27 protein-coding genes and 2 tRNA genes are annotated in these 24078 nt (G+C 39.3%); 14 read left to right on the top strand and 15 right to left on the bottom strand.

Annotated features, from left to right (window positions below):
* Positions 1-132 precede the first annotated feature (132 nt).
* From AC52J8_RS01220 to AC52J8_RS01230, 3 genes are all read left to right on the top strand, one after another.
* Entirely contained in the window at positions 133-1212 is a 1080-nt protein-coding gene (locus AC52J8_RS01220) for a DNA/RNA non-specific endonuclease (protein WP_025469778.1), read from the top strand.
* Between the two features lie 98 nt (positions 1213-1310).
* The gene (locus AC52J8_RS01225) at positions 1311-1910 is read left to right on the top strand and encodes a LysE family translocator (protein ID WP_198912092.1); all 600 of its coding nucleotides are present in this window, start codon (positions 1311-1313) and stop codon (positions 1908-1910) included.
* Positions 1911-1955: 45 nt separating this feature from the next.
* Positions 1956-2198, top strand: a complete 243-nt coding sequence (locus tag AC52J8_RS01230; RefSeq protein WP_000476055.1) for a hypothetical protein — start codon at positions 1956-1958, stop codon at positions 2196-2198.
* 10 nt (positions 2199-2208) lie between these two features.
* Here the strand turns inward: AC52J8_RS01230 and AC52J8_RS01235 are convergent, their stop codons facing one another.
* From AC52J8_RS01235 to AC52J8_RS01245, 3 genes are all read right to left on the bottom strand, one after another.
* Positions 2209-2373: a hypothetical protein gene (locus AC52J8_RS01235; RefSeq protein WP_086399964.1), complete on the bottom strand. Its 165-nt coding sequence runs from the start codon at positions 2371-2373 to the stop codon at positions 2209-2211.
* Positions 2374-2414: 41 nt separating this feature from the next.
* Positions 2415-3104: an aquaporin Z gene (gene aqpZ, locus AC52J8_RS01240; RefSeq protein ID WP_001045987.1), complete on the bottom strand. Its 690-nt coding sequence runs from the start codon at positions 3102-3104 to the stop codon at positions 2415-2417.
* A gap of 132 nt (positions 3105-3236) precedes the next feature.
* A complete protein-coding gene (locus AC52J8_RS01245) occupies positions 3237-4241 on the bottom strand; it encodes an AraC family transcriptional regulator (protein WP_086399965.1) in 1005 nt (334 codons plus the stop codon).
* A gap of 109 nt (positions 4242-4350) precedes the next feature.
* Between AC52J8_RS01245 and AC52J8_RS01250 the strand changes: the two genes are divergently transcribed.
* Positions 4351-4989: a hypothetical protein gene (locus tag AC52J8_RS01250; protein WP_086399966.1), complete on the top strand. Its 639-nt coding sequence runs from the start codon at positions 4351-4353 to the stop codon at positions 4987-4989.
* A 40-nt stretch (positions 4990-5029) separates the two neighbouring features.
* On the opposite strand, the gene hisF is transcribed toward AC52J8_RS01250, so the two are convergent.
* A complete protein-coding gene (hisF, locus tag AC52J8_RS01255; RefSeq protein ID WP_000880078.1) occupies positions 5030-5788 on the bottom strand; it encodes an imidazole glycerol phosphate synthase subunit HisF in 759 nt (252 codons plus the stop codon).
* 112 nt (positions 5789-5900) lie between these two features.
* Between hisF and AC52J8_RS01260 the strand changes: the two genes are divergently transcribed.
* The 4 genes from AC52J8_RS01260 to AC52J8_RS01275 are packed head-to-tail and all read left to right on the top strand — an operon-like array spanning position 5901 to position 8231.
* Positions 5901-6851: a homoserine kinase gene (locus AC52J8_RS01260; RefSeq protein WP_086399967.1), complete on the top strand. Its 951-nt coding sequence runs from the start codon at positions 5901-5903 to the stop codon at positions 6849-6851.
* Between the two features lie 12 nt (positions 6852-6863).
* Positions 6864-7493: a DUF1294 domain-containing protein gene (locus AC52J8_RS01265; protein ID WP_046812843.1), complete on the top strand. Its 630-nt coding sequence runs from the start codon at positions 6864-6866 to the stop codon at positions 7491-7493.
* 36 nt (positions 7494-7529) lie between these two features.
* Complete coding sequence (locus tag AC52J8_RS01270; RefSeq protein WP_005078529.1) at positions 7530-7922, top strand: DUF4870 family protein; 393 nt, start codon at positions 7530-7532, stop codon at positions 7920-7922.
* A 3-nt stretch (positions 7923-7925) separates the two neighbouring features.
* On the top strand, positions 7926-8231 hold the full coding sequence (locus AC52J8_RS01275) for an antibiotic biosynthesis monooxygenase family protein (RefSeq protein WP_086399968.1): 306 nt from the start codon (positions 7926-7928) through the stop codon (positions 8229-8231).
* A 35-nt stretch (positions 8232-8266) separates the two neighbouring features.
* Here the strand turns inward: AC52J8_RS01275 and AC52J8_RS01280 are convergent, their stop codons facing one another.
* Positions 8267-9169 carry a DMT family transporter gene (locus tag AC52J8_RS01280; protein WP_086399969.1) on the bottom strand — a complete coding sequence of 301 codons (903 nt, stop codon included), beginning with the start codon at positions 9167-9169 and terminating at the stop codon, positions 8267-8269.
* A 97-nt stretch (positions 9170-9266) separates the two neighbouring features.
* On the opposite strand from AC52J8_RS01280, the gene AC52J8_RS01285 reads away from it, so the two are divergent.
* Both AC52J8_RS01285 and AC52J8_RS01290 read left to right on the top strand, forming a co-directional pair.
* Positions 9267-9818: a helix-turn-helix domain-containing protein gene (locus tag AC52J8_RS01285; protein WP_197738998.1), complete on the top strand. Its 552-nt coding sequence runs from the start codon at positions 9267-9269 to the stop codon at positions 9816-9818.
* A 206-nt stretch (positions 9819-10024) separates the two neighbouring features.
* Positions 10025-11716 (top strand): ATP-binding cassette domain-containing protein, encoded by a 1692-nt coding sequence (locus AC52J8_RS01290; protein WP_206235890.1) that lies wholly within the window; start codon positions 10025-10027, stop codon positions 11714-11716.
* Positions 11717-11770: 54 nt separating this feature from the next.
* Here the strand turns inward: AC52J8_RS01290 and hisA are convergent, their stop codons facing one another.
* The 5 genes from hisA to hisB form a co-directional block, all read right to left on the bottom strand.
* Positions 11771-12502: a 1-(5-phosphoribosyl)-5-[(5-phosphoribosylamino)methylideneamino]imidazole-4-carboxamide isomerase gene (hisA, locus tag AC52J8_RS01295; RefSeq protein WP_000905538.1), complete on the bottom strand. Its 732-nt coding sequence runs from the start codon at positions 12500-12502 to the stop codon at positions 11771-11773.
* A gap of 94 nt (positions 12503-12596) precedes the next feature.
* Entirely contained in the window at positions 12597-13238 is a 642-nt protein-coding gene (locus AC52J8_RS01300; protein WP_086399972.1) for a 3'-5' exonuclease, read from the bottom strand.
* A gap of 86 nt (positions 13239-13324) precedes the next feature.
* Positions 13325-13873, bottom strand: coding sequence for a DUF805 domain-containing protein (locus AC52J8_RS01305; protein WP_086399973.1), 549 nt, complete (start codon positions 13871-13873; stop codon positions 13325-13327).
* A 149-nt stretch (positions 13874-14022) separates the two neighbouring features.
* Complete coding sequence (gene hisH / locus AC52J8_RS01310) at positions 14023-14640, bottom strand: imidazole glycerol phosphate synthase subunit HisH (protein WP_060465017.1); 618 nt, start codon at positions 14638-14640, stop codon at positions 14023-14025.
* Positions 14640-15233, bottom strand: a complete 594-nt coding sequence (gene hisB / locus AC52J8_RS01315; RefSeq protein ID WP_002116767.1) for an imidazoleglycerol-phosphate dehydratase HisB — start codon at positions 15231-15233, stop codon at positions 14640-14642. Before hisB ends, hisH begins: the two co-directional genes overlap by 1 nt.
* Positions 15234-15335: 102 nt before the next feature.
* Here hisB and AC52J8_RS01320 point away from each other — a divergent pair, with 102 nt between their 5' ends.
* The 3 genes from AC52J8_RS01320 (at position 15336) to AC52J8_RS01330 (ending at position 16103) form a co-directional block, all read left to right on the top strand.
* Entirely contained in the window at positions 15336-15719 is a 384-nt protein-coding gene (locus AC52J8_RS01320) for a GNAT family N-acetyltransferase (protein WP_002116928.1), read from the top strand.
* A gap of 106 nt (positions 15720-15825) precedes the next feature.
* Positions 15826-15901 (top strand) — tRNA-Phe (locus tag AC52J8_RS01325).
* 126 nt (positions 15902-16027) lie between these two features.
* Positions 16028-16103: transfer RNA gene (locus tag AC52J8_RS01330), tRNA-Phe, on the top strand.
* Positions 16104-16270: 167 nt separating this feature from the next.
* Here AC52J8_RS01330 and AC52J8_RS01335 read toward each other — a convergent pair.
* The 5 genes from AC52J8_RS01335 to ompR form a co-directional block, all read right to left on the bottom strand.
* Positions 16271-16702, bottom strand: a complete 432-nt coding sequence (locus AC52J8_RS01335) for a GNAT family acetyltransferase (RefSeq protein ID WP_017481752.1) — start codon at positions 16700-16702, stop codon at positions 16271-16273.
* Positions 16703-16832: 130 nt separating this feature from the next.
* Positions 16833-18347, bottom strand: a complete 1515-nt coding sequence (gene scpC / locus AC52J8_RS01340) for a succinyl-CoA:acetate CoA-transferase ScpC (RefSeq protein ID WP_002116671.1) — start codon at positions 18345-18347, stop codon at positions 16833-16835.
* 35 nt (positions 18348-18382) lie between these two features.
* On the bottom strand, positions 18383-18505 hold the full coding sequence (locus tag AC52J8_RS01345; protein ID WP_014207857.1) for a hypothetical protein: 123 nt from the start codon (positions 18503-18505) through the stop codon (positions 18383-18385).
* Positions 18506-18538: 33 nt separating this feature from the next.
* Positions 18539-19996, bottom strand: coding sequence for an ATP-binding protein (locus tag AC52J8_RS01350; RefSeq protein ID WP_086399974.1), 1458 nt, complete (start codon positions 19994-19996; stop codon positions 18539-18541).
* 17 nt (positions 19997-20013) lie between these two features.
* Positions 20014-20778 (bottom strand): osmolarity response regulator transcription factor OmpR, encoded by a 765-nt coding sequence (ompR, locus tag AC52J8_RS01355; protein ID WP_000060753.1) that lies wholly within the window; start codon positions 20776-20778, stop codon positions 20014-20016.
* A gap of 657 nt (positions 20779-21435) precedes the next feature.
* On the opposite strand from ompR, the gene AC52J8_RS01360 reads away from it, so the two are divergent.
* The gene (locus AC52J8_RS01360; protein WP_032036587.1) at positions 21436-23784 is read left to right on the top strand and encodes a Tex family protein; all 2349 of its coding nucleotides are present in this window, start codon (positions 21436-21438) and stop codon (positions 23782-23784) included.
* The last annotated feature ends 294 nt before the right edge of the window (positions 23785-24078 follow it).

The following is a 24078-nucleotide window of genomic DNA, read 5'->3' on the forward strand; positions in this document are numbered from 1 at the left end:
CAACAGACTGTTACGTAAAACGGAATAGAGTTACAAAAAAGATGACCATGTTTTAACCATTTGAAAGATAAGAGATATACTTAAAAAAGCAGGATTGTTAAGCTGCGTGTGGACAGTGGTATTGATAGAAACATGGCAAGTAAAAAACGTAGTAAAGGTACAAACTCTTTCTCTCTAAGTGAGCATTTTGGCAAGATTATTCTTGCTTGTATTGCTGCGGGAAGTTTTGCGATTGCTTTTGGCAGTGAAAAGATTTCGCAGTGGTTTTCACCTTTAACGACTAACTCGACTTGTCTTAATCAGTTCTATCGAGAAGTTCCACCTGCTTTAAATAAAGACAGCCTAAAAAAAGACAGTTATCCACTTTGCTTTAATGGCTTTAACGTTTTGTATTCAGGTATTTCTAAAACGCCGTTATGGTCGGCAGAGCATTTAAATGCAGAACGTTTAAGTGTCAAAATTAAGCGTGAAGATAACTTCCATGAAGAAACCCGCGTTGATCAAAAACATCGGGCACTGTTAAGTGACTATCGCGGTTCAGGCTATGACCGTGGGCATATGGCGCCAAATGGTGATATGCCAAATAAAGAATCCCAATCTGATAGTTTCTCGCTCAGTAACATGGTGCCTCAAGCGCCTAAAAATAACCAAGAAGTCTGGCGTAAGCTCGAAGAAGCGACCCGTGCTATTGCCACTAAACAAAAACAAGATGTTTATGTGGTGACAGGTCCTGTTTTTGAAGGCAAACGTCTTAAGACGATTGGGCAGGGTGTCATTGTTCCTACCGCAGTTTATAAAGCGGTGTATATGCCAAAAACTGGCGCTATTGGGGCTTACTACGCACCAAACAATAACTCCCTACAAGTGAAGGTTGTGAGTGTTTGCTACCTTGAGGAGCGCTTAGGCGTTAACCTGTTCCCACAGTTAACCGAGCAACAAAAGCGCAATGTTTATCGTCTACCTTTAACAGCGAGCCAAGTTAAGCCAAATCAAAAGCTAGACTATTTACATTGGGATGGCGAAAGTCAGTGTGAGCAAGACTTAAACGCTGACCAAATTCAAGCGCTACAAGACCAATTTAAAAAGCAAAAAACTGGTTCTTCGGAGCCAATGGAAGCAAAAGTTCCAACAATTGACGAAGAAACGAGAAAAGCGATTGTGAAACAACTGGTAGAAGCCTTAGTGAATTATTTCTTGCAAATAATGAAATAAGCAGCTTTTTTTGATTGTTATTGCAACACCATAATTGATTAAAATAGAATCCATAGACAGATCTGTCTATGGATCTTATTTTAATAAGGACAATAACAATGTTTGCCTCGATGTTTCTTTTTTCGTTTGCAATGTCTATTACCCCAGGGCCAGTAAATACTGTCATTTTATCGACCAGTTTAAATCACGGTTTAAAAAGATCGCTTCCCTATATTTCAGGCGCCACAATTGGTTTTACCCTGCTTTTAATTTTTATGGCATTTGGTCTTCAGAGTTTATTAACTCAGTTTCCTGTTGTATTAAAGATTCTCGCAGTTTGTGGAACGCTATTTGTTTGCTATATCGGGATTAAAATTATTCTTTCTGCCGCAAATATTTCTATTTCCAGTGTTCCTGTAGAGCAAATGATTATTCCCAATTTTAAAGATGGGTTCTTATTACAATGGCTGAATCCCAAAGCGTGGTTGGCTTGTGTGTCAGGCATTACCATGTTTACTAGCATTGAAAACCCGCAATCGTTGCCGATCTTTATCGTTATTTATTTCTTCACGTGCTACGCGTGTTTGTTCTTTTGGGGGGTCTGTGGTGATAAATTTTCAGTGGTGCTCAATCAGGGCAACCGTTTGAAATATTTTAATATCTTGATGGGCGCTTTTTTAATTTTATCGGCTCTTTTAATTTTGATCGATTTTTTTTAAATTGATCGTATTACACTGTGAAGATATAACAACGAGATAAGACCTATGTTTAAACCATTTGAAAAGGGTACAGAGTCTTCATCAATTGAAGATTTAACATTAGAAAATGATGTAGATTGCGTCAGTATTTATGGCAACTTGCAAATTACCAAAGATAAAGTCGGGTTAGAACAGGCAAAGGCATTGCAGAGCTTTTTAAATGATGTTGTTGCGGCTTTGGAAAAAGAAGAATTGCCTGAGAAAATTGAACGTCCAGCTGAACAAGAAATTAATAATCCGTTTTTATAATTTATGCATGCTATGCGTAATATTTAGTATGGTCATGCTGCCATACAGTCTTTAATACCACGTTAGACTTTATTGAATGTGTATAGACATTTTTTACTTTTGAAAGCCCAAAAGTAAACAAAAGGCTTTGTTGATCAGAGGGTACATCCATGTACCCCTGCTCAACAGGTGACATCCATGTCACCTTCCGCGATAGTAGATTGAGTCTAAGAAGAGTTAATCTTTATCTCCAGCTACCACCTTATAAATAATTGCCCCAATCACCGCCCCTAAAATCGGTGCCACCCAGAACAACCACAACTGACTTAATGCAGCCGTTTCAGCAAAGAATGCAACACCTGTACTACGTGCTGGGTTTACCGAAGTGTTCGTCACCGGAATACTGATTAAGTGAATGAGCGTTAAGCCCAAACCAATTGCAATAGGAGCGAAGCCAGCAGGCGCACGGCGATCAGTTGCACCTAAAATAATGATTAAGAAGAAAGCTGTAAGAACCACTTCAATAATGAAAGCAGAACCTAAGCCAAACTTGTTTGGTGATAAGTCACCAAAACCGTTGGTAGCAAAACCACCAACACCGCTAAAGCCTGCTTGGCCTTGAGCAATAATATAGAGAACAAATGCAGCAGCAGTCGCACCGACCACTTGAGCAACGATATAGGGAATTAAATCTTTAACATCGAAGCGGCCACCGACCCAAAGGCCAACACTTACCGCGGGATTAAAATGGCCACCTGAGATATGCCCTAGAGCATAAGCACCTGTGAGTACGGTTAAACCAAAGGCAAGGGCTACACCTGCAAAGCCAATACCAAGTTCAGGGAAAGCTGCGGCTAAAACTGCGCTACCACAACCACCAAAGACTAGCCAAAACGTACCTAGGAATTCAGCAAAATATTTATTCATTGTGATTACTCATCTATTGATGTATTTTTTAATTAGTGTGAAATATGTCACAAAAAATTAAGCATGTGACTATATGAAATTTTTGTTTTCAGTGTTGTTTTAATCAAGAAAAGATTTGTAAGTTTTGGTTGGTTATTCTTTGTCTAAAAATTGATCCCTCCATTGCTGGGGTGTTTGATTGGTCCAATGTTTAAATGCTCTTTGAAAAGCACTTTGTTCTGAATAACAAAGTAAAAGTGCGATCTCTTGTAAGCTTAAATGCGGATCTTTTAAATACTCGGTTGCGAGCATAAAGCGCACTTGTTGAACGCGTTCCTGAAAGGTGGTGTCTTGTTGTTGTAAGTGTCGTTGGAGTTGTCGAACTGATAGGCCTAATTGAGTGGCAATATGCTCAATTTGATATTGATTCTTTTGTAGCCCAGTCAAAATTGAATGCTGTAAACGCTGATCAAGTTGGGTTGAATTTGGTAATTGTTCTAAAAGTGCTTGTGCTTGCTGAACCAATAGTTGCTGCAACGTGTGGTCAGCGCTGCTAAGTGGCTTATTAATTTCTGTAATTGGAATGAGTAACTCTGTACGTGGCTGGCTAAAACGAACGGGACATTGAAAGTATTGTTCATAGACTCTGATATTTTTAGGGGCAGCATTTAAGAAACGTACTTCATGTAAATGCACGTCTTCATGAGACATAAAAAGACGTAAGAACTGAATCACCAACGCAATCGCGATTTCATCGGTAAGCTGGGTAGGGTGTAGCTCAGTCGCTTCCCAGCGAATAGAACCATATCTCCCTTGTAGCTCAACCACTAATGGGCTCCCGTCATAAATCAGACGGTGAAAATCATGATAGCGAATTAAGGCTTCACCTAAGTTGTCGCAAGAGAGCGCGAGGTAAGCCATAATCCCTAAGTGTTTGGGTTGCACATATTTGGCAATTTCTAGCCCTAAACCTGGCTTCGGGTCTAGTTTATAAATCACTTCTAATAGATCACGCCAAACGACGTAGTCAAAGCGTTCCAGATTTTGAATTTGTTCTAATTGTTCTGGAATAGCTAAATGATTGGCTTCGCAATAAGCTTTTAATAGATGTCCCAGCCCTCCATACACTGAGCCTGTATAATTCTTTAGTTGTGGCATCCCTAACCACCTCTTTCTTGTCGTGATTTGTCAATGAAACCATAAATTCTGGTCAATACCTAGCATAACGAATTTTATATGCTCAATAAAAAGAAAAAGGAGTTAGGTGATGTTAAAAGGGTTTATTGCCGGAATTGCAGTTGCCAATGCATTTGAATGGGTAGCACACAAATATATTTTGCATGGTGTACACCGTGCTGGAAAACCACGTTATAGCCCAGTACCAAAAAGCATGGAATCTCATTGGGCACACCATCGTGAAGTCCGTAAACAACAATTTCATGATGATTGCTATGTGGAAGGCGTTGGAAACTGGCGAACTAAAAATGAGTTAATTTCACTTGCTGTGGTGGCAACCGTTTCAAGCGCAATTTTCTATCCATTTTCAAAAGGCATGGCACTCGCAGCTTGGTACAGTGCTGGAAATTATTATTATATTCATCGCCGTGCACATTTAGAGCCTGACTGGGCAAAGCATAAAATTCCATGGCATTACGACCACCACATGAACTCTAATCAAGACGCCAATTGGTGTGTGACCAAACCTTGGTTTGATTATGTAATGGGAACACGTGTGGTGTCTTCGGCAGATTTAAAAGAACAAAATCCTTTGGGTATTCGGTTGCCTGCTGTATTTGCTAAACCGTTAACTCAAGCTATAGAAAAAATCTTTCCAGCAAAATGGGTCGAGAAAAAAGAGAAGCCTCAATTGGTTAGTGACATAAATACGGTAGATGGCGCTGCATAAAAAATAAAGGGGCATATTGCCCCTTTAATTATGAATAAGCTTACAAACGCATTTCGATGCCTTGTTCAGCTAAATATTGTTTAGCTTCTGGAATCGTATATTGACCAAAGTGGAAAATACTTGCCGCCAATACTGCGTCTGCACCACCTTGTAGAATACCGTCTGCAAGATGTTGTAAGTTGCCCACACCGCCTGAGGCAATGGTTGGAATGGTAACGCGGTCATTAATGGCACGCATTAAAGCAATGTCATAACCCGCTTTAGTACCATCCGCGTCCATACTGGTAATCAGCAACTCGCCCGCACCATAGTCAGCCATTTTTACAGCCCATTCAATGGCATCAATACCTGTTGGTTTACGGCCACCGTGAGTAAAGATTTCCCATTTGTTATCGCCAGTTTTTTTGGCATCAATCGCAACCACAATACATTGTGCGCCAAAGTGCTGAGAAGCTTCTTGAACAAATTCCGGATTAAATACGGCAGCTGAGTTAATACTCACTTTATCTGCACCTGCATTTAATAACGCACGAATATCTTCAACTTTACGTACACCACCACCGACAGTTAAGGGCACAAATACGGTCTCGGCCATACGTTCAACAGTACGGTAAGTGGTATCGCGGCCATGATGTGTAGCGGTAATGTCTAAGAAAGTAATTTCGTCTGCACCTTGTTCGTTATAGCGACGTGCCACTTCAACAGGGTCGCCAGCATCACGAATATCGAGGAATTGAACGCCTTTAACTACGCGTCCGTTATCAACGTCTAGGCAAGGAATAATACGTTTAGCAAGCATAGCTTTTTCCAAAAATAATCGCCGTTGGTGAAAGTTCCTACACAGGCGCTACACCTTCATGGAGGGAAGAGGTATTCTATCAAACTTCACAGATGTTTTTTGCAGGTTTTCCATGTCGGTTTATACCCCGTTGAGTTTAGATGAAGTTCGCACCTTTGCTGCACCTTATGGATTAGAGGTGTTGGAGCTGAACCCAATTCAGGGAGGTATTCAAAACACCAATTATTTTCTGGTTGATGTAAACCGCAAACAATATGTACTCACCGTGTTTGAAGAGTTAGATGCACAAGGGGCGGGCGAACTCATTCCTGTGCTTGAGCAATTGGGGACTCATCATGTACCCGTTGCCGTGCCATTAAAGCACAGCGGCCAAGCGGTTCATTTTATTGCGGGTAAACCTGCACAAATTGCACCACGTCTTATGGGCCACCATCCCATGCAAACCACAGTAGCGCAAGTTGCAGCGATTGCCGATGCACAGGCGAAACTGCATGTGGCTTTACAAGATTTTCCGCTTGAGCGTGAGTATCGACGTGATCACCAATACTGGACAGGTGTTGCAGAGCAGCTTAAACCAAATATGACTCAAGATGACCAAACGTTACTTGAGCAGGTCTATCAAGCTTTTAATGCGAAAACAGCGCAGTATTCAAATCGACCAACAGGTTTTATTCACTCAGATTTGTTCCGTGACAATACTTTGTTTGAAGGTGAGCAATTACAAGGTATTCTAGATTTTTATGAGTTAAATCAAGATGAATTGCTATTTGATATTGCGATTACCATCAATGATTTTTGTACCGAATATCCAGCAGCACATTTAAACCCCGACAAAGTAGTTGCTTATTTAGAGGCATACCAAAAAGTTCGTACGCTTACATCAGATGAGCTTGCATGTTTAGATGTGTTCTTGGCAATGGCAGCGTGCCGTTTTTGGTCAATGCGTTTGCAAGTTGCTCAAAAAAATAAAGAAGAAGGACGTACCGGCGATGACATTTTGCAAAAAGACCCGCAAGAAATGCGAGCAATGATGCAAGACCGTTTAAGTCATGTAAAAGCATAAAAGGGAATAAAGATGCGAGATCAGGGGCGTTTAGTCGAATGGTTCGACGAAAAAGGTTATGGCTTTATTCAGCCGGATGATGCTGAAAAAGAGCGAGTCTTTTTGCATATCAAAGATTTTGCACGCCCCGGACCTCGGCCAATTATTGGCTGTGCACTGGAATATCGGGTGATCCTCGATGAACGAGGCCGTTTTCGTGCTCAGCAGGTCACCTATTTAAAAGCATCTCAAACCCGAAAAGCGTCCAAGCCTGCAAAAGCAGAATCTTCTTTTCAGGCCAGCCCTTGGTCTGCAATGCAAATGGGGATCGTGTTTTATTTCGTTTTAATGGGAATTATGAGTTTTATTCATATTTTGCCAGCTTATACCTTGTTATTTGTTTTAATGATGAATGCCTTAAGTTATTGGCTCTATTCTCAAGATAAAGAAGCCGCACAATTGGGTAATCGACGTGTGCCTGAACAAACACTGCACATTGTTAGCTTTTTAGGAGGTTGGCCAGCTGCATGGTGGGCACAACAAAAACTGAGACATAAAACACAAAAACAACCCTTTCGTAAGATTTATTTTTGTACCATATTCTTTCATTTACTTTTGATTTTGTGGCTAATTTCTCCCTTAAACGTATTGCGGGGCTCATAAAAGTAAATCGTTTTAATAAACTTGAGAGGTATAAAAATGAATAGTTCTATCGACCAAGATCCAAATCGTACTTTAACACTTATTTTATATGTACTTTATATTGTTGCCATTTTTACAGGCGGCTTACTTGCGGTTATTGCTTTAATTATTAACTACGTAAAACGTTCTGATGTACAAGGCTCGATTTTCGCGAGCCACTTTACATGGCAAATCAGAACATTCTGGTGGTATCTGGCTTGGAATATTATTGCCTTTCTGCCGTTTATTTTCCTGTTCTTTACGGGCGAAAATACTAATCTATTTGCAGGCGTTGCCGTTTCATCGACCGTATTCTGTGTGGGCGTAATTGGTGCTGCGTGGATCTGGATTGTATATCGTGCAATTCGCGGCTTGATTGCGCTAAATGATAACCGTCCGATGTATCAATAAATTATGATTATTGAACATGTACATTTGAGTATAAAGTCTGGGCAAAGTGAAGCATTTCTTGAAGCATTCGAGCAGGCTAAACATATTGTTTATCCAATGGAAGGCTTTAATGCTGTCCAACTGATTAAGCATGCAACCGATCCCCATCATTATATTTTAATGATTTTCTGGGATGAAATTGAAAATCATACAGAAGGGTTTAGAAAGTCGGAAGCTTATCAGGAGTGGAAGAGTTTGCTCCATCCATTTTATGACCCAATGCCGACGGTTGAGTACTACCAGCCTTGTATTTCATTGAAGAAAAAATAATAGATAGTAAAAAAGAGAGCGTTAAGCTCTCTTTTTTATTCTCGAATTCTTTTAGTTTTTTTAATGGGTAACTTAAGTTTTAACTCACTGACTAAAACGCCTAAGACCACTAAAGCACCCCCAAAAAGGGCAATCAATGGCAAACGCTCACCTGCAATTCGACCAATAATGCCTGCCCAAACAGGTTCTCCTGCATAGATAATTGCAGCACGTGAAGGATCAACCACACGTTGAGCCCAGTTCATAACAAATTGAATAAGTGCACTCGCTAAACCTAATGCAACAGCAATCAGTACTAGGGGCCATGAAAATGCTGGAATCGTATGTTCACCCACCACAGGCATAATCGCGAAAGAAAGTAGAGAAGCGACACCAAGTTGAATGATTGTGACGCGGCGTAAATTTACCTTTCCAGCAAAGTAGCTAATAAAAATAATTTCTAAAGCAATCGCAAAGGCACCTAGGATTGTTAAAAGCTGCCCAAAACTTAAGGAAATTTGCTCAAAACCATTACCCGTTAATAAAACAAGGCCAGCAAAAGCAAGGACTGCTCCCACCCAAGTCATGATATGGGGAGTTTTTCTAAAGATGAGCCACATTAAAATAGGAACAAGCGGAACATATAGCGCTGTTAAAAATGCTGATTCACTACTCGGAATGGTTTGCAGGCCAATGGTCTGGGTGCCGTAGCCTGCCGCAATCACAAGACCAATCGCACAACCAGCACCTAAATCTTTTAACGTGACGCCTTTTATGCTTTTTAATGAGATAAGAAGCAAAGTAAGAGCTGCTACAGCAAAACGACAGCCTACAAAAAACATAGGCGATGAAAAACTCAGTGCATACTGCACAGTAAGAAATGTTCCACCCCAAATGATCGTAATCAAAATGAGGGCTAACTGTGGGGCTTTGCTTGAACTCAGAGAAATTGGTGACATACTCAAGTTAAATTAAATTGTGCAATATACTGCACATATTGCGCTATTCTTGTATTTTGTGCAATATATTGCTCAAATTTTCTTGCTAATCCATTTTATGAGCCAGTCGAGTACCGTTTTACAGCACGTAGGCACAAATATTCGTTTATTAAGAGATGAACGAGATTTGAGTCAACAAGATTTGGCAGATCAGGCAGGTGTGAGTAGACGAACCATTGCTGCTTTGGAAACTGGGCAGGTCAATATTAGTTTGGCCAAACTCGATGCGATTGCAGCAGTGTTGGGTGTGGATTTTAAAACGATTGTGAGTGCACCTGAGCATAAAGAACATGCTGTAGTAAATGCACTCGCTTGGCAGGGTAAAGATGAAGAAAGTAAAGCAACCTTGCTCGCTTCAGTTCCATCTCGTTCCCAAGTTGAGCTTTGGATATGGTCTTTGGCAGTGGGAGAGTCTTACGTGGCGGAAGCAGATGCAGACGGATGGCAGGAAATTATTTACGTATTAGAAGGTGAGTTGACCATACAATTTACTGACAGCAAAAAAATAATACCAGCTGGTTCATCTTTTATTTTTGAAAGTTCTGTTACTTATACCTATATCAATAGTGGTAACCAAGTGCTTAAATTTACTCGTAATGTGGTGTATTGATTTGGAATTTAAGCTTTTTAATAAAATATATATTTTTAAAATTTATGCAGTTTATTGAAGGCATATATGATGTATATGACCTATCTTAAAAACCTGTGAATTCAATTTAAACAAAAAATACGAATAAGAATAAATAAGGCAAGTTATAATATTTCGTGTGTAATGAAATTATTTTTAACTCGTTTTAATAGAAAAAAGATACAGAAATGAAGTTCTTATTAAGTTCACAAGATATTCAAAACTATAAATTTTTATGGCAGGTTTCTAAAGAAAATTATAAGAAGCAGAAAGGTAGTATGTTTCTCATGTTTTTATTAGTAATGTTTACAGCATTCTTTACGACATTATTGCCATACCTATTAAAAATTATTATTGATTACTCTGCACAGGCATATAACTTTCCACTAGATATTCGACTTCCATTTAATTTCTTATATCTAATCGTACTCGCTTATGCTGCAGCATGGTTAGCGAATGAGTTGTGTAATTGGACGAAAAATATTTTTAGTGCTTATTTGATGGTTGATTTCAAAGGAGCATTAATTTTTGCGGGGTTAAAAAATTATTTAAATCTTAAAAAAGATGAGCAAGATCAAATTGAAGCTGGAACAGTCATCAGTGATCTTGCGAGAGGAAGTTCTGCTTTTGGTGAGATAAATCTAACATTACTGCTTCATTTGGGGCCAATCATTTTTCAATTGGTTATGATCTTTGCCGTTTTATTTACAACTATTAGCTTACTTTTTAGTATCAGTTTTTTATTGGTAGCTATCGTTATTTTTTTAGTTTCCTTTCATATAAATAAAAGAAGTAGTCCTTTATTCAATTCGATGTATCAACAAGATAATCAGGTAAATAGCGATTTGATACATCAGATCTCAAATTCATATGAAATTAAAGTAAAAAATGCAGTACCGTTTCAATTGTCAAAATTTAATACCACATTAGACTCATTCATCAAAACGGCTAAAGATAGGAATAAAAAAATAGGGCTATTGATGATTTCTCAATTGTTCCTGATCTTTTTGTTTTTACTATTTTTTATGTTATTTACCGTATTTCTTTCAACTAAAAAGCAGCTTACACCGGGTGCTTTCGTGTTGATAAGTACTTATATTATTCAACTCACCAATCCATTTTTAGCGGTTTCTCAAAGCTTGATGCGTTTAAATGGTAACTTTGTAGCCTTAGCAAAATATCGAAAATACTTTGATCTCAATAAAGAAAATTATACACATTCTATCGTTCAAGACTCCAATGTTCTCTTTCAATTTATAAATGCTAAATTTTTACTTGGGAAAAGAGCCGTAGATCATTTTAATTTAACAATATTAGGCAATAAAACGTATGTCGTGATTGGGCCAACTGGCTTGGGAAAGACTTCTCTAATGAATTATTTAATGGGCGTGTACCAGATTCAATCAGGGCAGCTTTGCTATAAGAATATTGATATTAGCCAAAATTTCTCTAAACATATTTTTGATGAGGTTGTTTACGTTGCACAGCAACCAGTTATTTTCCCTTATTCCCTTAGAGATAATTTAGTTTATAACTCCTCGCACATATATGAGGATTCTTACTTACTTCAGATGCTTGATCAATTTAATCTATTACATATTTTGAAAAAGCATCAACTAACGCTCGATGATGATTTAACTGAAATTTATAAGAATTTTTCAGGAGGAGAAAAGCAAAGAATTTGTATTCTTCGAGGTCTTTTAGCTCGTCCGCAGCTCCTTATCCTAGACGAACCGACTGCTGCCTTGGATGTAGATACTGCAAAAAATATACTTGAATATATTCAGCAGGTTGTTCCATCTGTAATCATGATTACGCATTCGCCCTATGCAATGGAAATTGCGGATGAGGTAATCGATTTAGAAAATTTATTAAACTAAAGATAATCAAAAATAAAAAAGAGCCTAATCAGGCTCTTTTTTACATCTTAAGAATTAAAGACGGTTTTCATCCAACAAAAGCTGAGCTTCACGAAGGTTTAAAGTACCTTCATAAATTGCGCGGCCTGTAATCGCACCTAAAATACCCGGTTGACCTTTTAAGTTACGAACGTCATCAAGGTTGGTTACACCACCAGAAGCAATTACTGGTAAGCCTGAGTATTGAGCCAAGTTTACAGTTTGCTCAACGTTTACACCTTGCATCATACCGTCACGAGCAATGTCTGTATAAACAATGCTAGACACGCCTGCATCAGCAAAGCGTTTCGCTAAATCAGTTGCTTTCACATCAGTAACGTTTGCCCAGCCGTCAGTTGCAACCATACCATTCATGGCATCAATACCAACAATGATGTGGCCTGCAAAACGTTTACAAGCTTCTTCTACAAATTCAGGTTCTTGAACAGCTTTAGTGCCGATAATGACAAAAGTCACGCCAGCTTCTAAATAGTGTTCAATCGTTTCTAATGAGCGAATACCACCACCAATTTGAATTGGTAATTCTGGCTGAGCTTTAGCAATCGCTTCAACAACAGGTTTATGAATTGGAGTACCTGCGAAAGCGCCATTCAAATCAACCAAATGCAAACGGCGCGCACCTTCATTTACCCAATGCTGGGCAGTTGCAACCGGATCGTCAGAGAAAACAGTATCGTCTTCCATACGCCCTTGTTTTAAACGCACACATTTACCATCTTTCAGGTCAATTGCTGGAATGATTAGCATGCTTCCGCTCCTTGCTTCATCATGTTTATGAAATTGTGCACATCTTAGCAAAGTATTGATCAATCGCTAAGCCTTAGAAAAGACTTTTATTACTTTACGCTTGAAGTGCGGTTTGAATAGTTTGTGAAATGTGAGCGGGTAATAGTTTTTGGTTTCTGAGCTCTTCAAATACGAGTAATGCCGCATAAGCATCAGCAGCGGCATAATTTATTTGCTGAGATGTAAGTGGCTTTCTTGCCCAGTTTGAAGTTCCGACTTTTTTCGACTTTGCCAGATATTGTCCAAATAACAGTGCCACCGCTTTTTGTAAGCCCATTTGCTGTTTAAAACCAAAGTGACTAAAACCTTTAGCAAGGTCGATACAACTTTCTAGCTCTATGCCTTTTTTATGAAAAATGTGCTTATCATTTTTAAGGCCAAAACCGACTTTAATTTGCTTCTGGTTAGATAAAATGGGCTGTAAGAATTTTAAAGTCGATGAATTGACATGAAATAAATAGGCTTTTTGTATTGTAGCAAGTTGAATTAAGTGTGGACCAGTTGAGATTTCACCCACTTTAAATGTAGGTTTAGACTCAGAATCAAATCCCAAAATTGCAGCGTTTTTTAATTCTTCTTCAATACTTTTGCATTGCTCAATATTTTCAATCACCACAATATTATGGTGGTTAAGATTTTCAAAAGGAGGAAGCTGCTGAATAGAGGCTTTATCAAGGAGGGCAACGGCTTCGGACATATTTAACAGCGTACAAATGAATTGGGCTATTCACTTTATATATGAATAAAGCCTAGAGGACTAGGCTTTATGAATGTCTTTAAAAATTACTGAGACTGAGAAGGTGTACCAATGACTACACTTTCACTTTTCTCGACATAGCCTTCATAGGTTGGAGACATGATTGTGGCAACGACAGCAAAAACCAAAGCAAGTGGAATTAGGATAATATAAATCCAGCCTAAAACGCGTTCCCAACCAAGAGTAGGGCGCTTTGGGCCGTAATCATTATTGCCTTCTGTACCTTTCGCCGCAAAGAGATAAATCATAAAAATCAGGTTTACGGCAGGGATCAGCATCAGTAACGATAGCCATCCTGTATTATTGCGGTCGTGCAAGCGGCGGATGGTAAATACAAAACTTACATAGAGGCAAACAATATAAAGAATGGCGATAACAATCATGCCTGCCGTAGAAAGACCCGTTAGTTCCTGACTAGATGTAAACCCAAAAGTAAAAGCGATGATGACAACGGCGATACCGATGACGAGTGAAAATAAGAATGTCCAAGCAGCATAAGAGAGTCGCCCAAAACGACCACTAGCTTTAAAGGGGGAGTCTTGTTGAAGTGGTTGATTTTCGAAAGGTGAATTCATTTTGTTTTCCTGATCATTTGGTTTTATTTAAAAGTATAAATATTCAATATTTTGTTGAATAAAACATCATTCTATAAATGATTAGTTATCATTGTAAATAAAAAAAGATCAGGCCATCTAGACCTGATCTTTTTCAGTTTTAAATCAGTTTAAATATTCCATTCCACAAAGTTTTTAAGTAACTGCAAACCAGCAATATGACTTTTCTCTGGGTGGAATTGAGTCGCGAATAAATTATCTTTATGAATTGCTGTGCAGAAATTCACACCATACTCACAAGTCGCAGCCACAACGCTTTCATCTTTTGGTTCGACATAGTAGCTATGTACAAAGTAGAAGCGAGCATCTTGTTCGATGTTATTCCACATTGGATGGCTTGGGTCCATTTGGTGAACTTGGTTCCAGCCCATGTGTGGTACTTTTAAACCTTCCATTTGAGGGAAATGTTTTACGACACCGTCAAAAATACCTAATGCGTCTACACCGCCATTTTCTTCAGAACTTTGTAGTAATGCTTGCATGCCTACGCAAATCGCAAGAACAGGTTTATTAAAAGCAGCTTTACGTACAACTTCATCAATACCTGCTTCACGCATACCTTGCATACAGTCACGCATTGCACCCACACCTGGAAAAACAATTTTGTCGGCTTGTGCAATTAACTTTGGATCATTGGTCACATCGACTGTAGCGCCCACATGCTCAAGTGCTTTAGCCGCTGAGTGTAGATTGCCCATGCCATAATCAAGTAACGCGATACGTGTCATTAGAGGCTACCTTTTGTCGATGCAATCGTGTTTTCTGCACGTGGATCAACTTCACATGCCATACGTAAAGCACGAGCAAGTGCTTTGAACACACTTTCGATTTGATGGTGGCTATTTTTACCTTTTAAGTTATCGATGTGTAAGGTCATAAGCGCATGGTTTACGAAACCTTGGAAAAACTCAGAAAATAAATCGACATCAAAGGTACCGATGCGTGCACGAGTAAATGGAATATCCATAAATAATCCCGGACGACCAGATAAATCTACAACAACGCGAGATAAAGCTTCGTCTAATGGTGCATAAAAATGACCATAGCGTTTTAAACCTTTTTTATCGCCTAAAGCTTGTGCAAAAGCTTGTCCAAGCGTGATACCACAGTCTTCTACGGTGTGGTGGTCATCAATCTCGAGGTCTCCGTCACAATGAATATCGATATCAAATAAGCCATGTCGCTTGATTTGATCAATCATATGGTCTAAAAATGGAACTCCAGTGTTTAGTGTGCCTTGACCAGTACCGTCGAGATTTAAACGAACTCGAATTTTGGTTTCATTGGTATTTCTAACCACTTCACTGATACGTTGCGTCATGGACACGTTCCTCAAAAAACGTCAAAAATGATTGGATGTTAACGACAATTTCGCTGTGACGAATTCGTGACAGCATCATAGTTTGCTCAGGAGGGTTAATCAATGCCTATTACCGTACATGCTTATAGTTCTCTAGATAATTCAGAGATCCGCGATCAGCTTGAGCGACTGTATGATACAAGTCCGGAGTTTGGTGACGGGCACGATGCGATTGAACAACTTGAACAAGATTTACAACAGTATACCACGCTATACACTGCCGAATTTAACACCAAAATTATAGGTGCAATTTGGTCTTCAGGACAAGGCGAAAGCAAGGTTCTTGAATATATTGTTGTGCACCCTGCGAACCGTGGTCGTGGGGTAGCTGAGCGCTTAGTCGAAGAAGCTTGCCGTATAGAAGAGTCAAAAGGTGTTAAAACTTTTGAACCAGGCTGTGGCGCGATTCATCGCTGTTTGGCTCACATTGGTAAACTACATCACTAAAAGCTTCTATTATTTTGTGATTGTGATTTAAAAATAATCACTTGTTACAAAAAAAACGGAAGTTGCTTGACGTCTTCTTATAAACATTGTTTAATACGCCCACTTCGGCGTGATAGCTCAGTAGGTAGAGCAACGGATTGAAAATCCGTGTGTCCCCAGTTCGATCCTGGGTCTCGCCACCATTATTTGTGTTTTCAATCCCTGATCCCATCAGGGATTTTTTTTAAGTATAAAAAATACTCATTTAAATCAGAAACTCAGGATAGTTGTTGACTATTGTTCTGAGATACGGCTTAATACAGGCCATCGGCGTGATAGCTCAGTAGGTAGAGCAACGGATTGAAAATCCGTGTGTCCCCAGTTCGATCCTGGGTCTCGCCACCATATTCGAAAAAGCCCCATACATAATGTATGGGGCTTTTTTCATGCCTGTTTATTTAATAAAAATATTAAGTCTTACCTGTGTATAAATCTCATTTTATCCACAAGCAAACAGGTTTATCCCCAATATCGCCTTAACTTTCTAAAAATAGCCCAACCGAAACTTGGGTCTAATCATGAGAACTATCACGAATAAGTCGTTTTCCTAAGCACACGGCTTCTACCTCGTCATAGCCAAGCTGTTCGTAAAAGTTCAACACATTCAAATTGTCTTTACGGACTAATAATTGAAGTTTTGGGCAGCCGCGAGCAATGAGGCGCTTCTCAAGCTGCTGAACGAGCGCTGTAGCGATTCCTAAGCGTTGTTGGTGGGGGTGAACAGCCAGATAGTTAATCCAGCCTCTATGGCCGTCGTAGCCGCCCATAAGCGTACCAATCAGTTGCTCATCTTTAATAGCAACTAAAAACAAATCATCCTGTTGTGAGACTTTTCTGAAAATATCGGTTTCAGGATTATTCCAAGGACGGGTCAGACCACAGTTTTCCCATAAAATAACGACGTCATCCAGATCTGCATTTGTAAATTGACGAATAATAAACATATGGATTTCTACTTTTTGTTTTGATGTGCTGAAAAGATAAAATAAAAATTCGGGCTTGAGCAGTTTTTTATTAATAATTTAAACAAATAAAAAAGCACCCCCGAAGGAGTGCTTGAATTAAACCAGTGATTTAAGCTGATTTTGCAACTGGTGCTGCTTGAAGCATTTGACCTGTTTCTTCGAAGTTTGCATGCCAAGACAATGCTTCACGAAGTAAGTGAGGAGTATGTCCACCTTTAGCACATGCACGGTCAAAGTAGTCATTTAATGCATCACGATAAAGTGGGTGTACACAATTATCGATAATAGCGCGAGCGCGTTCACGAGGCGCTAAACCGCGTAAGTCAGCTAAACCTTGCTCTGTCACTAAAATATCAACATCGTGTTCACTGTGGTCAACGTGGCTCACCATTGGCACAATAGAAGAAATATCGCCGCCTTTAGCAATTGATTTGGTTACAAAGATCGCCAAGTGAGCGTTACGAGCGAAGTCACCTGAACCACCAATACCGTTCATCATTTTAGTACCGCACACGTGAGTTGAGTTCACGTTACCGTAAATATCAAACTCAAGAGCAGTGTTAATGCCGATAATCCCTAAACGACGAACTAATTCAGGATGGTTAGAAATTTCTTGTGGACGAAGCACTAATTTGTCTTTGTAAGCTTCGATATTGCCAAAAACTTTTTCACCACATTTTGCAGAAAGGGTAATTGAGCTACCAGAAGCAAATTTCATTTTGCCTGCATCAATGAGTTCAAAAGTACAGTCTTGTAGTACTTCTGAGTACATGATGAGGTCTTCAAAATCAGAATCTTTTAAACCTGTTAATACAGCATTGGCAATGGAGCCAATCCCTGCTTGTAATGGACCAAGGTTTTTCGGTAAACGACCTTCTGCAACTTCTTTATTAAAGAAAGCAATTAGATGGTTTGCAATGCCTTGAGTCTCATCATCTGGAGGAGTTACTGTTGATGGTGAGTCATGTGTATCGTTAAATACAATACCTACAATTTTTGCAGGATCAATTTGGATTGCGGTTGTACCAATACGCTCATCCACTTTTGTTAATGGAATTGGAGTACGTGTTGGGCGATAAGTCGGAATATAGATGTCGTGCAAACCTTCAAAGCTTTCGCTTAAAGATGTGTTGATTTCAACAATAACTTTTTCGGCAAAAATAGCAAAGCTTGCAGAGTTACCTACAGAAGTTGTTGGAATAATGCCACCATCTTCAGTAATCGCAATTGCTTCAATCACCGCAACGTCTGGACGTTTAAGTTGCTGGTTACGCATTTGCTCAACAGTTTCTGATAAATGTTGATCAATAAACATAACTTCGCCGTTGTTAATCGCACGACGTAAAGTGTTGTCTACCTGAAATGGCATACGACGAGATAAAACACCTGCTTCCGTGAGTTGTTTGTCTAAGTCATTACCTAAGCTAGCACCCGTAATTAACGTGATTTTTAACGGATTTTTCTTTGCATGCTCTACAAGTGCTTGTGGAACAGCTTTAGCTTCACCGGCACGAGTAAAACCACTCATACCAACGGTCATTCCATTTTCGATGAATTGCGCAGCTTGTTCAGCACTGATGACCTTGTCATGAAGAGAAGCTAGGCGAATACGACTTAAAGACATTGGACATCCTCAATATTGTCAAAACATACGGGATTTTAGCTATGAAAAATTGAAAAGTGCATAGGTGTTAGGCTAAGGTCTAATTTTGTAAATAAATGGCGGTATAAATTATATTTATGGTTTTTATTTAATTGATTTTTATTGCTTTTATTTGTCATTAAAACAAGGCTTTTAATTGCTGATTGATCAAATTAAAAGCGCTCACTTAAAGTTTGTTTTATTTTTTCCAAAGGATTCGTCGTGGTATTTTCTTCGGTACTCGGTTTTGGGATTGGCAAAGAAATAATAACTTCTAAACCACCTTGTTCACGATTATGAATTTGAATCTCACCATGATGTATATCGACAATGCGTTTAACAATAGCCAGCCCAAGACCACTGCCTTGGATGGTTCTTGCTGAGTCACCGCGAACAAAAGGTTGCATTAACTCTTCAATTTGATCTGCCGGAATGCCTTCACCATGATCAGCAACGGTAATTAAAATACATTCATTTTCAACTTTTGCACTGAGCTCTATTGGTTCAGCACCATAGCGTTTTGCATTATTAATCAAGTTGGCAATCAATCTTTTTAAAGAAAGGCTACGTGCTGGAATAATAGGTACATTCTGCATCTCGAATTGAATATCGAGAGGTTTAAATTGCACAACAAGTTCTTGCAAAAGCATGTTGATATTGGTGTCTTTCAACTCCTCATCTGAACCATCGCGCATGTACGAAATGAACTGATTAAGAATTGCATCCATATCATCTACGTCATAAACCAAACCTTCACGCAAAAACTCATCAGGCAGCATCTCTGCTGTTAAACGTATGCGTGTAAGAGGGGTACGTAAATCATGTGAAATACCTGCCAACATAATACGTCGTTCACGCTCAGTCTGATCGAGTGTATAGACCATACGATTAAAGGCTTGGTTTACTTGACGAATTTCTAATGGACCGTGGTTGGTATCAAGATACGGCGCTGTTCCGGATTTACTGTATTCATTGGCAGCATTCTGCAAACGACGCAGAGGGCGGTTCATCTGTCGAACCAAAATTAAAATAATGATAGCCGACAGTAATGGAACACCCACGACCCAACCCACTAAAAGTTCAGGACTGTAGTTGGCATAGGTTTTTAAAGGCTCACGAACCCAGTTCCCATGCATTTCAGGTGTTTGAATCCAAATGCGTGGGCTCGGTTTAAACTGAAAGTAAACGGTAACGTCTTTAGTCCCAATCTCATTTGCCAGCTTTTTTTCGACATGATTGGTAAAAAACTCGGCAATGACCTTTTCTCGGACACTTGGATATTCTTTGGGGTTGGTAACGTATTCAATACCGACTCGATTACGCAACCACGCATCAATATCTACTTCATTTTCACGATGAAAAATTCGTATATCAGGATTATTGACGAGCTCAAGCTCGACCGCAAGATAACGGGCGTGCTGTTGAATTTCAGGTAAATAAAGAGTGCGCCAAAAGAACCATAAAGACATAAATAAGCTAAAGAACACTACCAGCAGTACCAAAATAGTGGTACGCATGGCAGCAGAACGTGGCTTTATTTTGTCGAGAAAACGTTCCCATCGAGTCCGTTTACGCTCTGAATAGGTCACGTAATCGGTAAAGTTCTGTGGGGCGATTGGTTCTAAACTCACTCTATCTTATCTCAAGCTTATTCAGCACCATCTGGAACGAACACATAGCCCACACCCCATACCGTTTGGATGTAACGTGCACGTGCAGGGTTATCTTCAATTAAACGACGTAAACGAGAAACTTGAACGTCAATTGAACGTTCCATTGCACCCCATTCACGGCCACGCGCTAAGTTCATCAATTTATCGCGTGTTAATGGTTCACGTGGGTGTTGTACCAATGCTTTTAATACAGCAAATTCGCCAGTTGTTAAGGTAACGATTTGCCCTTCGCGTGTCAGTGTGCGGGTAGACAAGTCTAAAGACCATGGACCAAAGCTTACTACTTCAACTTGTTGGCTTGGTGCACCCGGAACTTCACGAACTTGGCGACGTAATACTGCGCGGATACGTGCTAAAAGCTCATTTGGGTTAAATGGTTTTGGTAAGTAGTCATCTGCACCAGCTTCAAGACCAGCAATACGGTCTGAATCGCTACCACGTGCTGTTAACATGATGATTGGCGTATCAATATTTGATTGGCGTAAACGACGGCAAATACTTAAACCATCTTCAACCGGTAACATAAAGTCGAGTACGATAAGTGAAAATAACTCACGTTGTAATAGGCGGTCCATTTGCGAAGCATCGTGGGCAGTTTTTACAACAAAGCCTTTATCTTCCAAAAAACGTTGCAAGAGGGTACGTAAACGCACATCGTCATCGACCACTAAAATACGTTCGACACGATCCGTTTCGTTGTGTACGGTTTCAGGATGTTCAGCAGGTACAACTAAACTCATGATGTACTCCCTTTTAAAGTCATAATTTATATATTATTGGGTCGGATAGGCTTATTGCCAACAAGCCCTCAGTATAATGCCGATGTTCTTGTTTAGACTATGTATCAATTTGCTCAAAATTACAATTTTCAAGGTGGTTTGAAACCAAAAAACAACATCTTAAGCCCATAATTTAGCAAAGATAGATCTAAAACAACAAATAGTTAAATTTTCAATAAATTTCTAATTACTCAATAGTAATAACTAATTGTTTCAAATCAGTTATTTGAAATAAATATAATATACTTTTGATTGCTGAATAAGATAAAAAAACTGAGTAAATAACAAATTAGAAGAATAAAGTAGTGCTCAACCTTAATATTTTTGTCTTTTGGGCTATGTATCAATATGATCAATTTCTCATAAATTATATTAATTTTTTGTCACGTTCATGACACAAGTCATACGTTTATATTTTTTAAAGATTAAAAGGGAGGGTTCGCTCTCAAATTTTTCATACTTAAATCACTGTTTTTATGTGCTCTAGTAGTCGTAAAAAGTATAAATATTCAGAGTCAATACAAAAAAACGTTTTGAATACGCAAACAAGTGTGGATTTTATGGGCTTGGTCTTTATAATCAGTGCTTTTAAACTTTATCCTTGTGGGATCAAACACGATGACTGACTTAGTTCAGCAGTTGGCAAGTGAGCTTGCCGTACGTCCAAACCAAGTAGAAGCTGCCATCCGCTTAATTGACGAAGGTGCCAGTGTTCCATTCATTGCCCGTTACCGTAAAGAAGTAACACAAGGTTTAGATGATACGCAGTTACGCCAATTAGATACTCGTTTAGCGTATTTACGTGATTTATATGAGCGCCGTGAAAAGGTCATTCAGTCATTGCAAGAACAGAATAAATTGAATGATGACTTGTTGGCGCGGGTGAATGCAGCCGAAACAAAAAATGCTTTAGAAGAAATTTATGCACCGTATCGTCCTAAGCGTACAAGTAAGTCTTTTAAAGCAAAAGAAGCAGGTTTAGGACCGATTGCTGAAAAAATTATTGCAGAACAAGTTGACCCGACAGAAGCATTGGCTGGTTTTAGTCATGAAGACTATCCAGATGTTGAAAGTCAGTTAGATGCGATCCAGCATATTCTGATTGATGACTGGGCACAAAATATTGCGCTTACTACAGAATTAAAAGCAACTTTTGCAAAAACTGCGGTTTTAAAAAGTACAGTTGCTTCTGAAGAAAAGAAAGAAGTCGGTAAAAAATTCCGTGATTACTTTGAATTTTCTGAAGGTTTAAACAAATTACCTTCACACCGTTTATTGGCGATGTTGCGTGGTCGTCAAGAAAATGTATTAGGTTTAAAAGTTGATGGTGAAGATGATGCGCCATTAGCGCGTATTGAAACTGAATACAACCTTGAGCAAATTCAACCTCAAGCACGTCAAGATTTCTTAAAACAAACTGCAAAATTATTCTGGTTAGGTAAAGTTCGTCCTCAAATCGAGCATTCATTGCTAACAGAGAAACGACTTACTGCCGAAGCAGAAGCAATGCAGGTATTTGCTGAAAATCTTCGTCATTTATTATTATCAGCACCAGCGGGTGGTCGTACTACTTTAGGTGTTGACCCTGGTATTCGTACTGGTGTGAAACTTGCGGTAGTAAGCGATGCAGGTGATGTACTTGCCCATAGCACGATTTACCCATTCGCACCTAAAGAAGATAAAGAAGGTTCTATTACTGAACTTGCACGTCTATGCCGTGAATATAATGTAGAGCTTATTGCTATTGGTAATGGTACAGCTAGCCGTGAAACAGAAGCTGTAGTGGCTGAAATGATGGCTGCTAATACAGACCTTAAATTAACACGTGTGACTGTAAGTGAAGCGGGTGCATCTGTTTACTCTGCAAGTGAGCTTGCTGCGGCAGAACTTCCAGAGCTTGATGTTTCAATTCGTGGTGCAGTGTCGATTGCTCGCCGTTTACAAGATCCACTTGCTGAACTTGTTAAGATTGATCCGAAATCAATTGGTGTAGGCCAATATCAACATGACGTAAATCAAACTGGTTTGGCTAAAACACTTGATGCGGTAGTTGAAGACTGTGTGAATGCTGTTGGTGTTGATGTAAATACAGCATCGCCAGCAATCTTGGCTTACATTGCAGGTTTGAATAAAGCCATTGCTCAGCAAATTGTTGAATATCGCAAAGAGCATGGTCGTTTTGATAACCGTCAAGCTTTGAAAAGCGTACCACGTTTAGGTGAGCGTACGTTTGAACAAGCGGCTGGTTTCTTACGCATCCAAAATGGTTCTGAACCTTTAGATGCTTCTGCTGTTCACCCTGAGAGTTATGGTCTTGTTGAGAAAATTGTTGCAGCAAAAGCGACAACTGTGAAAGACATCATTGGTAATACTGAAATCATTCGCCAAGTAAAAGCTGATGAATTTGTTGATGACAAATTTGGTTTGCCAACGGTTCAAGACGTATTAGCTGAACTTGAAAAACCGGGTCGTGACCCACGTCCAGAGTTCCGTACTGCTAAATTCCGCGAAGATATCACTGAAGTTGGTCAATTAACTGAAGGTATGCAACTTGAGGGTGTGATTACTAATGTCACAAACTTTGGCGCCTTTGTTGATATTGGCGTGCATCAGGATGGTTTAGTTCATATTTCTGAATTAGCGAATGAGTTTGTTTCTGATCCGCATAAAGTTGTAAAACCGGGCCAGATCGTACAAGTGCGTGTTATGCAGGTTGATGTTGAACGTAACCGCGTGAACTTAAGTATGCGTGCTGAAGGTTCTGCACCTGTAAAAGCACAGCGCCCACCACGCCGTGAACAAAATACAGAACAGCGTTTTGAGCGTAAGCCTCAAGGTAAACGTCCTCAACCGCGTAAAGATCAAGCTGAACGTCCTCAGCGTAGCAAGCAAGAGAAGCCACAAGAACAAAAGATTGGTGGTTTAGGTGCATTGTTATTACAAGCGGGAATTAAAGGTTCTAAATAAGAGTCTTTAGTTGATAAAAAGGCCTCCAATTGGAGGCTTTTTTATGGGTTAAATATTATGTTTTCAATAACTATATAAAAGCAAAATAAGAAAAAAGCAGTCGTAAAGATGAGGTGAATCTTAAGATCAACAAATCGTTGTTAAATACACAATTAAATACACAACGTTATAGCATAACTAAACTTTAATGATATTCAGTTGTTCGACATCATCAACCCAGCCTTGAAGCATTTACTCACTTTCAGGCTGTAATAGTACAACTTTGCTTATTTCTTTTTATTATAAATGGTTGTT

It is taken from the genome of Acinetobacter sp. S-1 (assembly GCF_059579785.1).

Excerpts from the sequence above, each read along its gene's own strand:
- AC52J8_RS01220 (WP_025469778.1), top strand. The coding sequence starts at position 133 with ATGGCAAGTAAAAAACGTAGTAAAGGTACAAACTCTTTCTCTCTAAGT.
- AC52J8_RS01225 (WP_198912092.1), top strand. The coding sequence starts at position 1,311 with ATGTTTGCCTCGATGTTTCTTTTTTCGTTTGCAATGTCTATTACCCCA.
- AC52J8_RS01230 (WP_000476055.1), top strand. The coding sequence starts at position 1,956 with ATGTTTAAACCATTTGAAAAGGGTACAGAGTCTTCATCAATTGAAGAT.
- AC52J8_RS01235 (WP_086399964.1), bottom strand. The coding sequence starts at position 2,373 with ATGTCACCTGTTGAGCAGGGGTACATGGATGTACCCTCTGATCAACAA.
- aqpZ (WP_001045987.1), bottom strand. The coding sequence starts at position 3,104 with ATGAATAAATATTTTGCTGAATTCCTAGGTACGTTTTGGCTAGTCTTT.
- AC52J8_RS01245 (WP_086399965.1), bottom strand. The coding sequence starts at position 4,241 with ATGCCACAACTAAAGAATTATACAGGCTCAGTGTATGGAGGGCTGGGA.
- AC52J8_RS01250 (WP_086399966.1), top strand. The coding sequence starts at position 4,351 with ATGTTAAAAGGGTTTATTGCCGGAATTGCAGTTGCCAATGCATTTGAA.
- hisF (WP_000880078.1), bottom strand. The coding sequence starts at position 5,788 with ATGCTTGCTAAACGTATTATTCCTTGCCTAGACGTTGATAACGGACGC.
- AC52J8_RS01260 (WP_086399967.1), top strand. The coding sequence starts at position 5,901 with ATGTCGGTTTATACCCCGTTGAGTTTAGATGAAGTTCGCACCTTTGCT.
- AC52J8_RS01265 (WP_046812843.1), top strand. The coding sequence starts at position 6,864 with ATGCGAGATCAGGGGCGTTTAGTCGAATGGTTCGACGAAAAAGGTTAT.
- AC52J8_RS01270 (WP_005078529.1), top strand. The coding sequence starts at position 7,530 with ATGAATAGTTCTATCGACCAAGATCCAAATCGTACTTTAACACTTATT.
- AC52J8_RS01275 (WP_086399968.1), top strand. The coding sequence starts at position 7,926 with ATGATTATTGAACATGTACATTTGAGTATAAAGTCTGGGCAAAGTGAA.
- AC52J8_RS01280 (WP_086399969.1), bottom strand. The coding sequence starts at position 9,169 with ATGTCACCAATTTCTCTGAGTTCAAGCAAAGCCCCACAGTTAGCCCTC.
- AC52J8_RS01285 (WP_197738998.1), top strand. The coding sequence starts at position 9,267 with ATGAGCCAGTCGAGTACCGTTTTACAGCACGTAGGCACAAATATTCGT.
- AC52J8_RS01290 (WP_206235890.1), top strand. The coding sequence starts at position 10,025 with ATGAAGTTCTTATTAAGTTCACAAGATATTCAAAACTATAAATTTTTA.
- hisA (WP_000905538.1), bottom strand. The coding sequence starts at position 12,502 with ATGCTAATCATTCCAGCAATTGACCTGAAAGATGGTAAATGTGTGCGT.
- AC52J8_RS01300 (WP_086399972.1), bottom strand. The coding sequence starts at position 13,238 with ATGTCCGAAGCCGTTGCCCTCCTTGATAAAGCCTCTATTCAGCAGCTT.
- AC52J8_RS01305 (WP_086399973.1), bottom strand. The coding sequence starts at position 13,873 with ATGAATTCACCTTTCGAAAATCAACCACTTCAACAAGACTCCCCCTTT.
- hisH (WP_060465017.1), bottom strand. The coding sequence starts at position 14,640 with ATGACACGTATCGCGTTACTTGATTATGGCATGGGCAATCTACACTCA.
- hisB (WP_002116767.1), bottom strand. The coding sequence starts at position 15,233 with ATGACGCAACGTATCAGTGAAGTGGTTAGAAATACCAATGAAACCAAA.
- AC52J8_RS01320 (WP_002116928.1), top strand. The coding sequence starts at position 15,336 with ATGCCTATTACCGTACATGCTTATAGTTCTCTAGATAATTCAGAGATC.
- AC52J8_RS01335 (WP_017481752.1), bottom strand. The coding sequence starts at position 16,702 with ATGTTTATTATTCGTCAATTTACAAATGCAGATCTGGATGACGTCGTT.
- scpC (WP_002116671.1), bottom strand. The coding sequence starts at position 18,347 with ATGTCTTTAAGTCGTATTCGCCTAGCTTCTCTTCATGACAAGGTCATC.
- AC52J8_RS01345 (WP_014207857.1), bottom strand. The coding sequence starts at position 18,505 with ATGACAAATAAAAGCAATAAAAATCAATTAAATAAAAACCATAAATAT.
- ompR (WP_000060753.1), bottom strand. The coding sequence starts at position 20,778 with ATGAGTTTAGTTGTACCTGCTGAACATCCTGAAACCGTACACAACGAA.
- AC52J8_RS01360 (WP_032036587.1), top strand. The coding sequence starts at position 21,436 with ATGACTGACTTAGTTCAGCAGTTGGCAAGTGAGCTTGCCGTACGTCCA.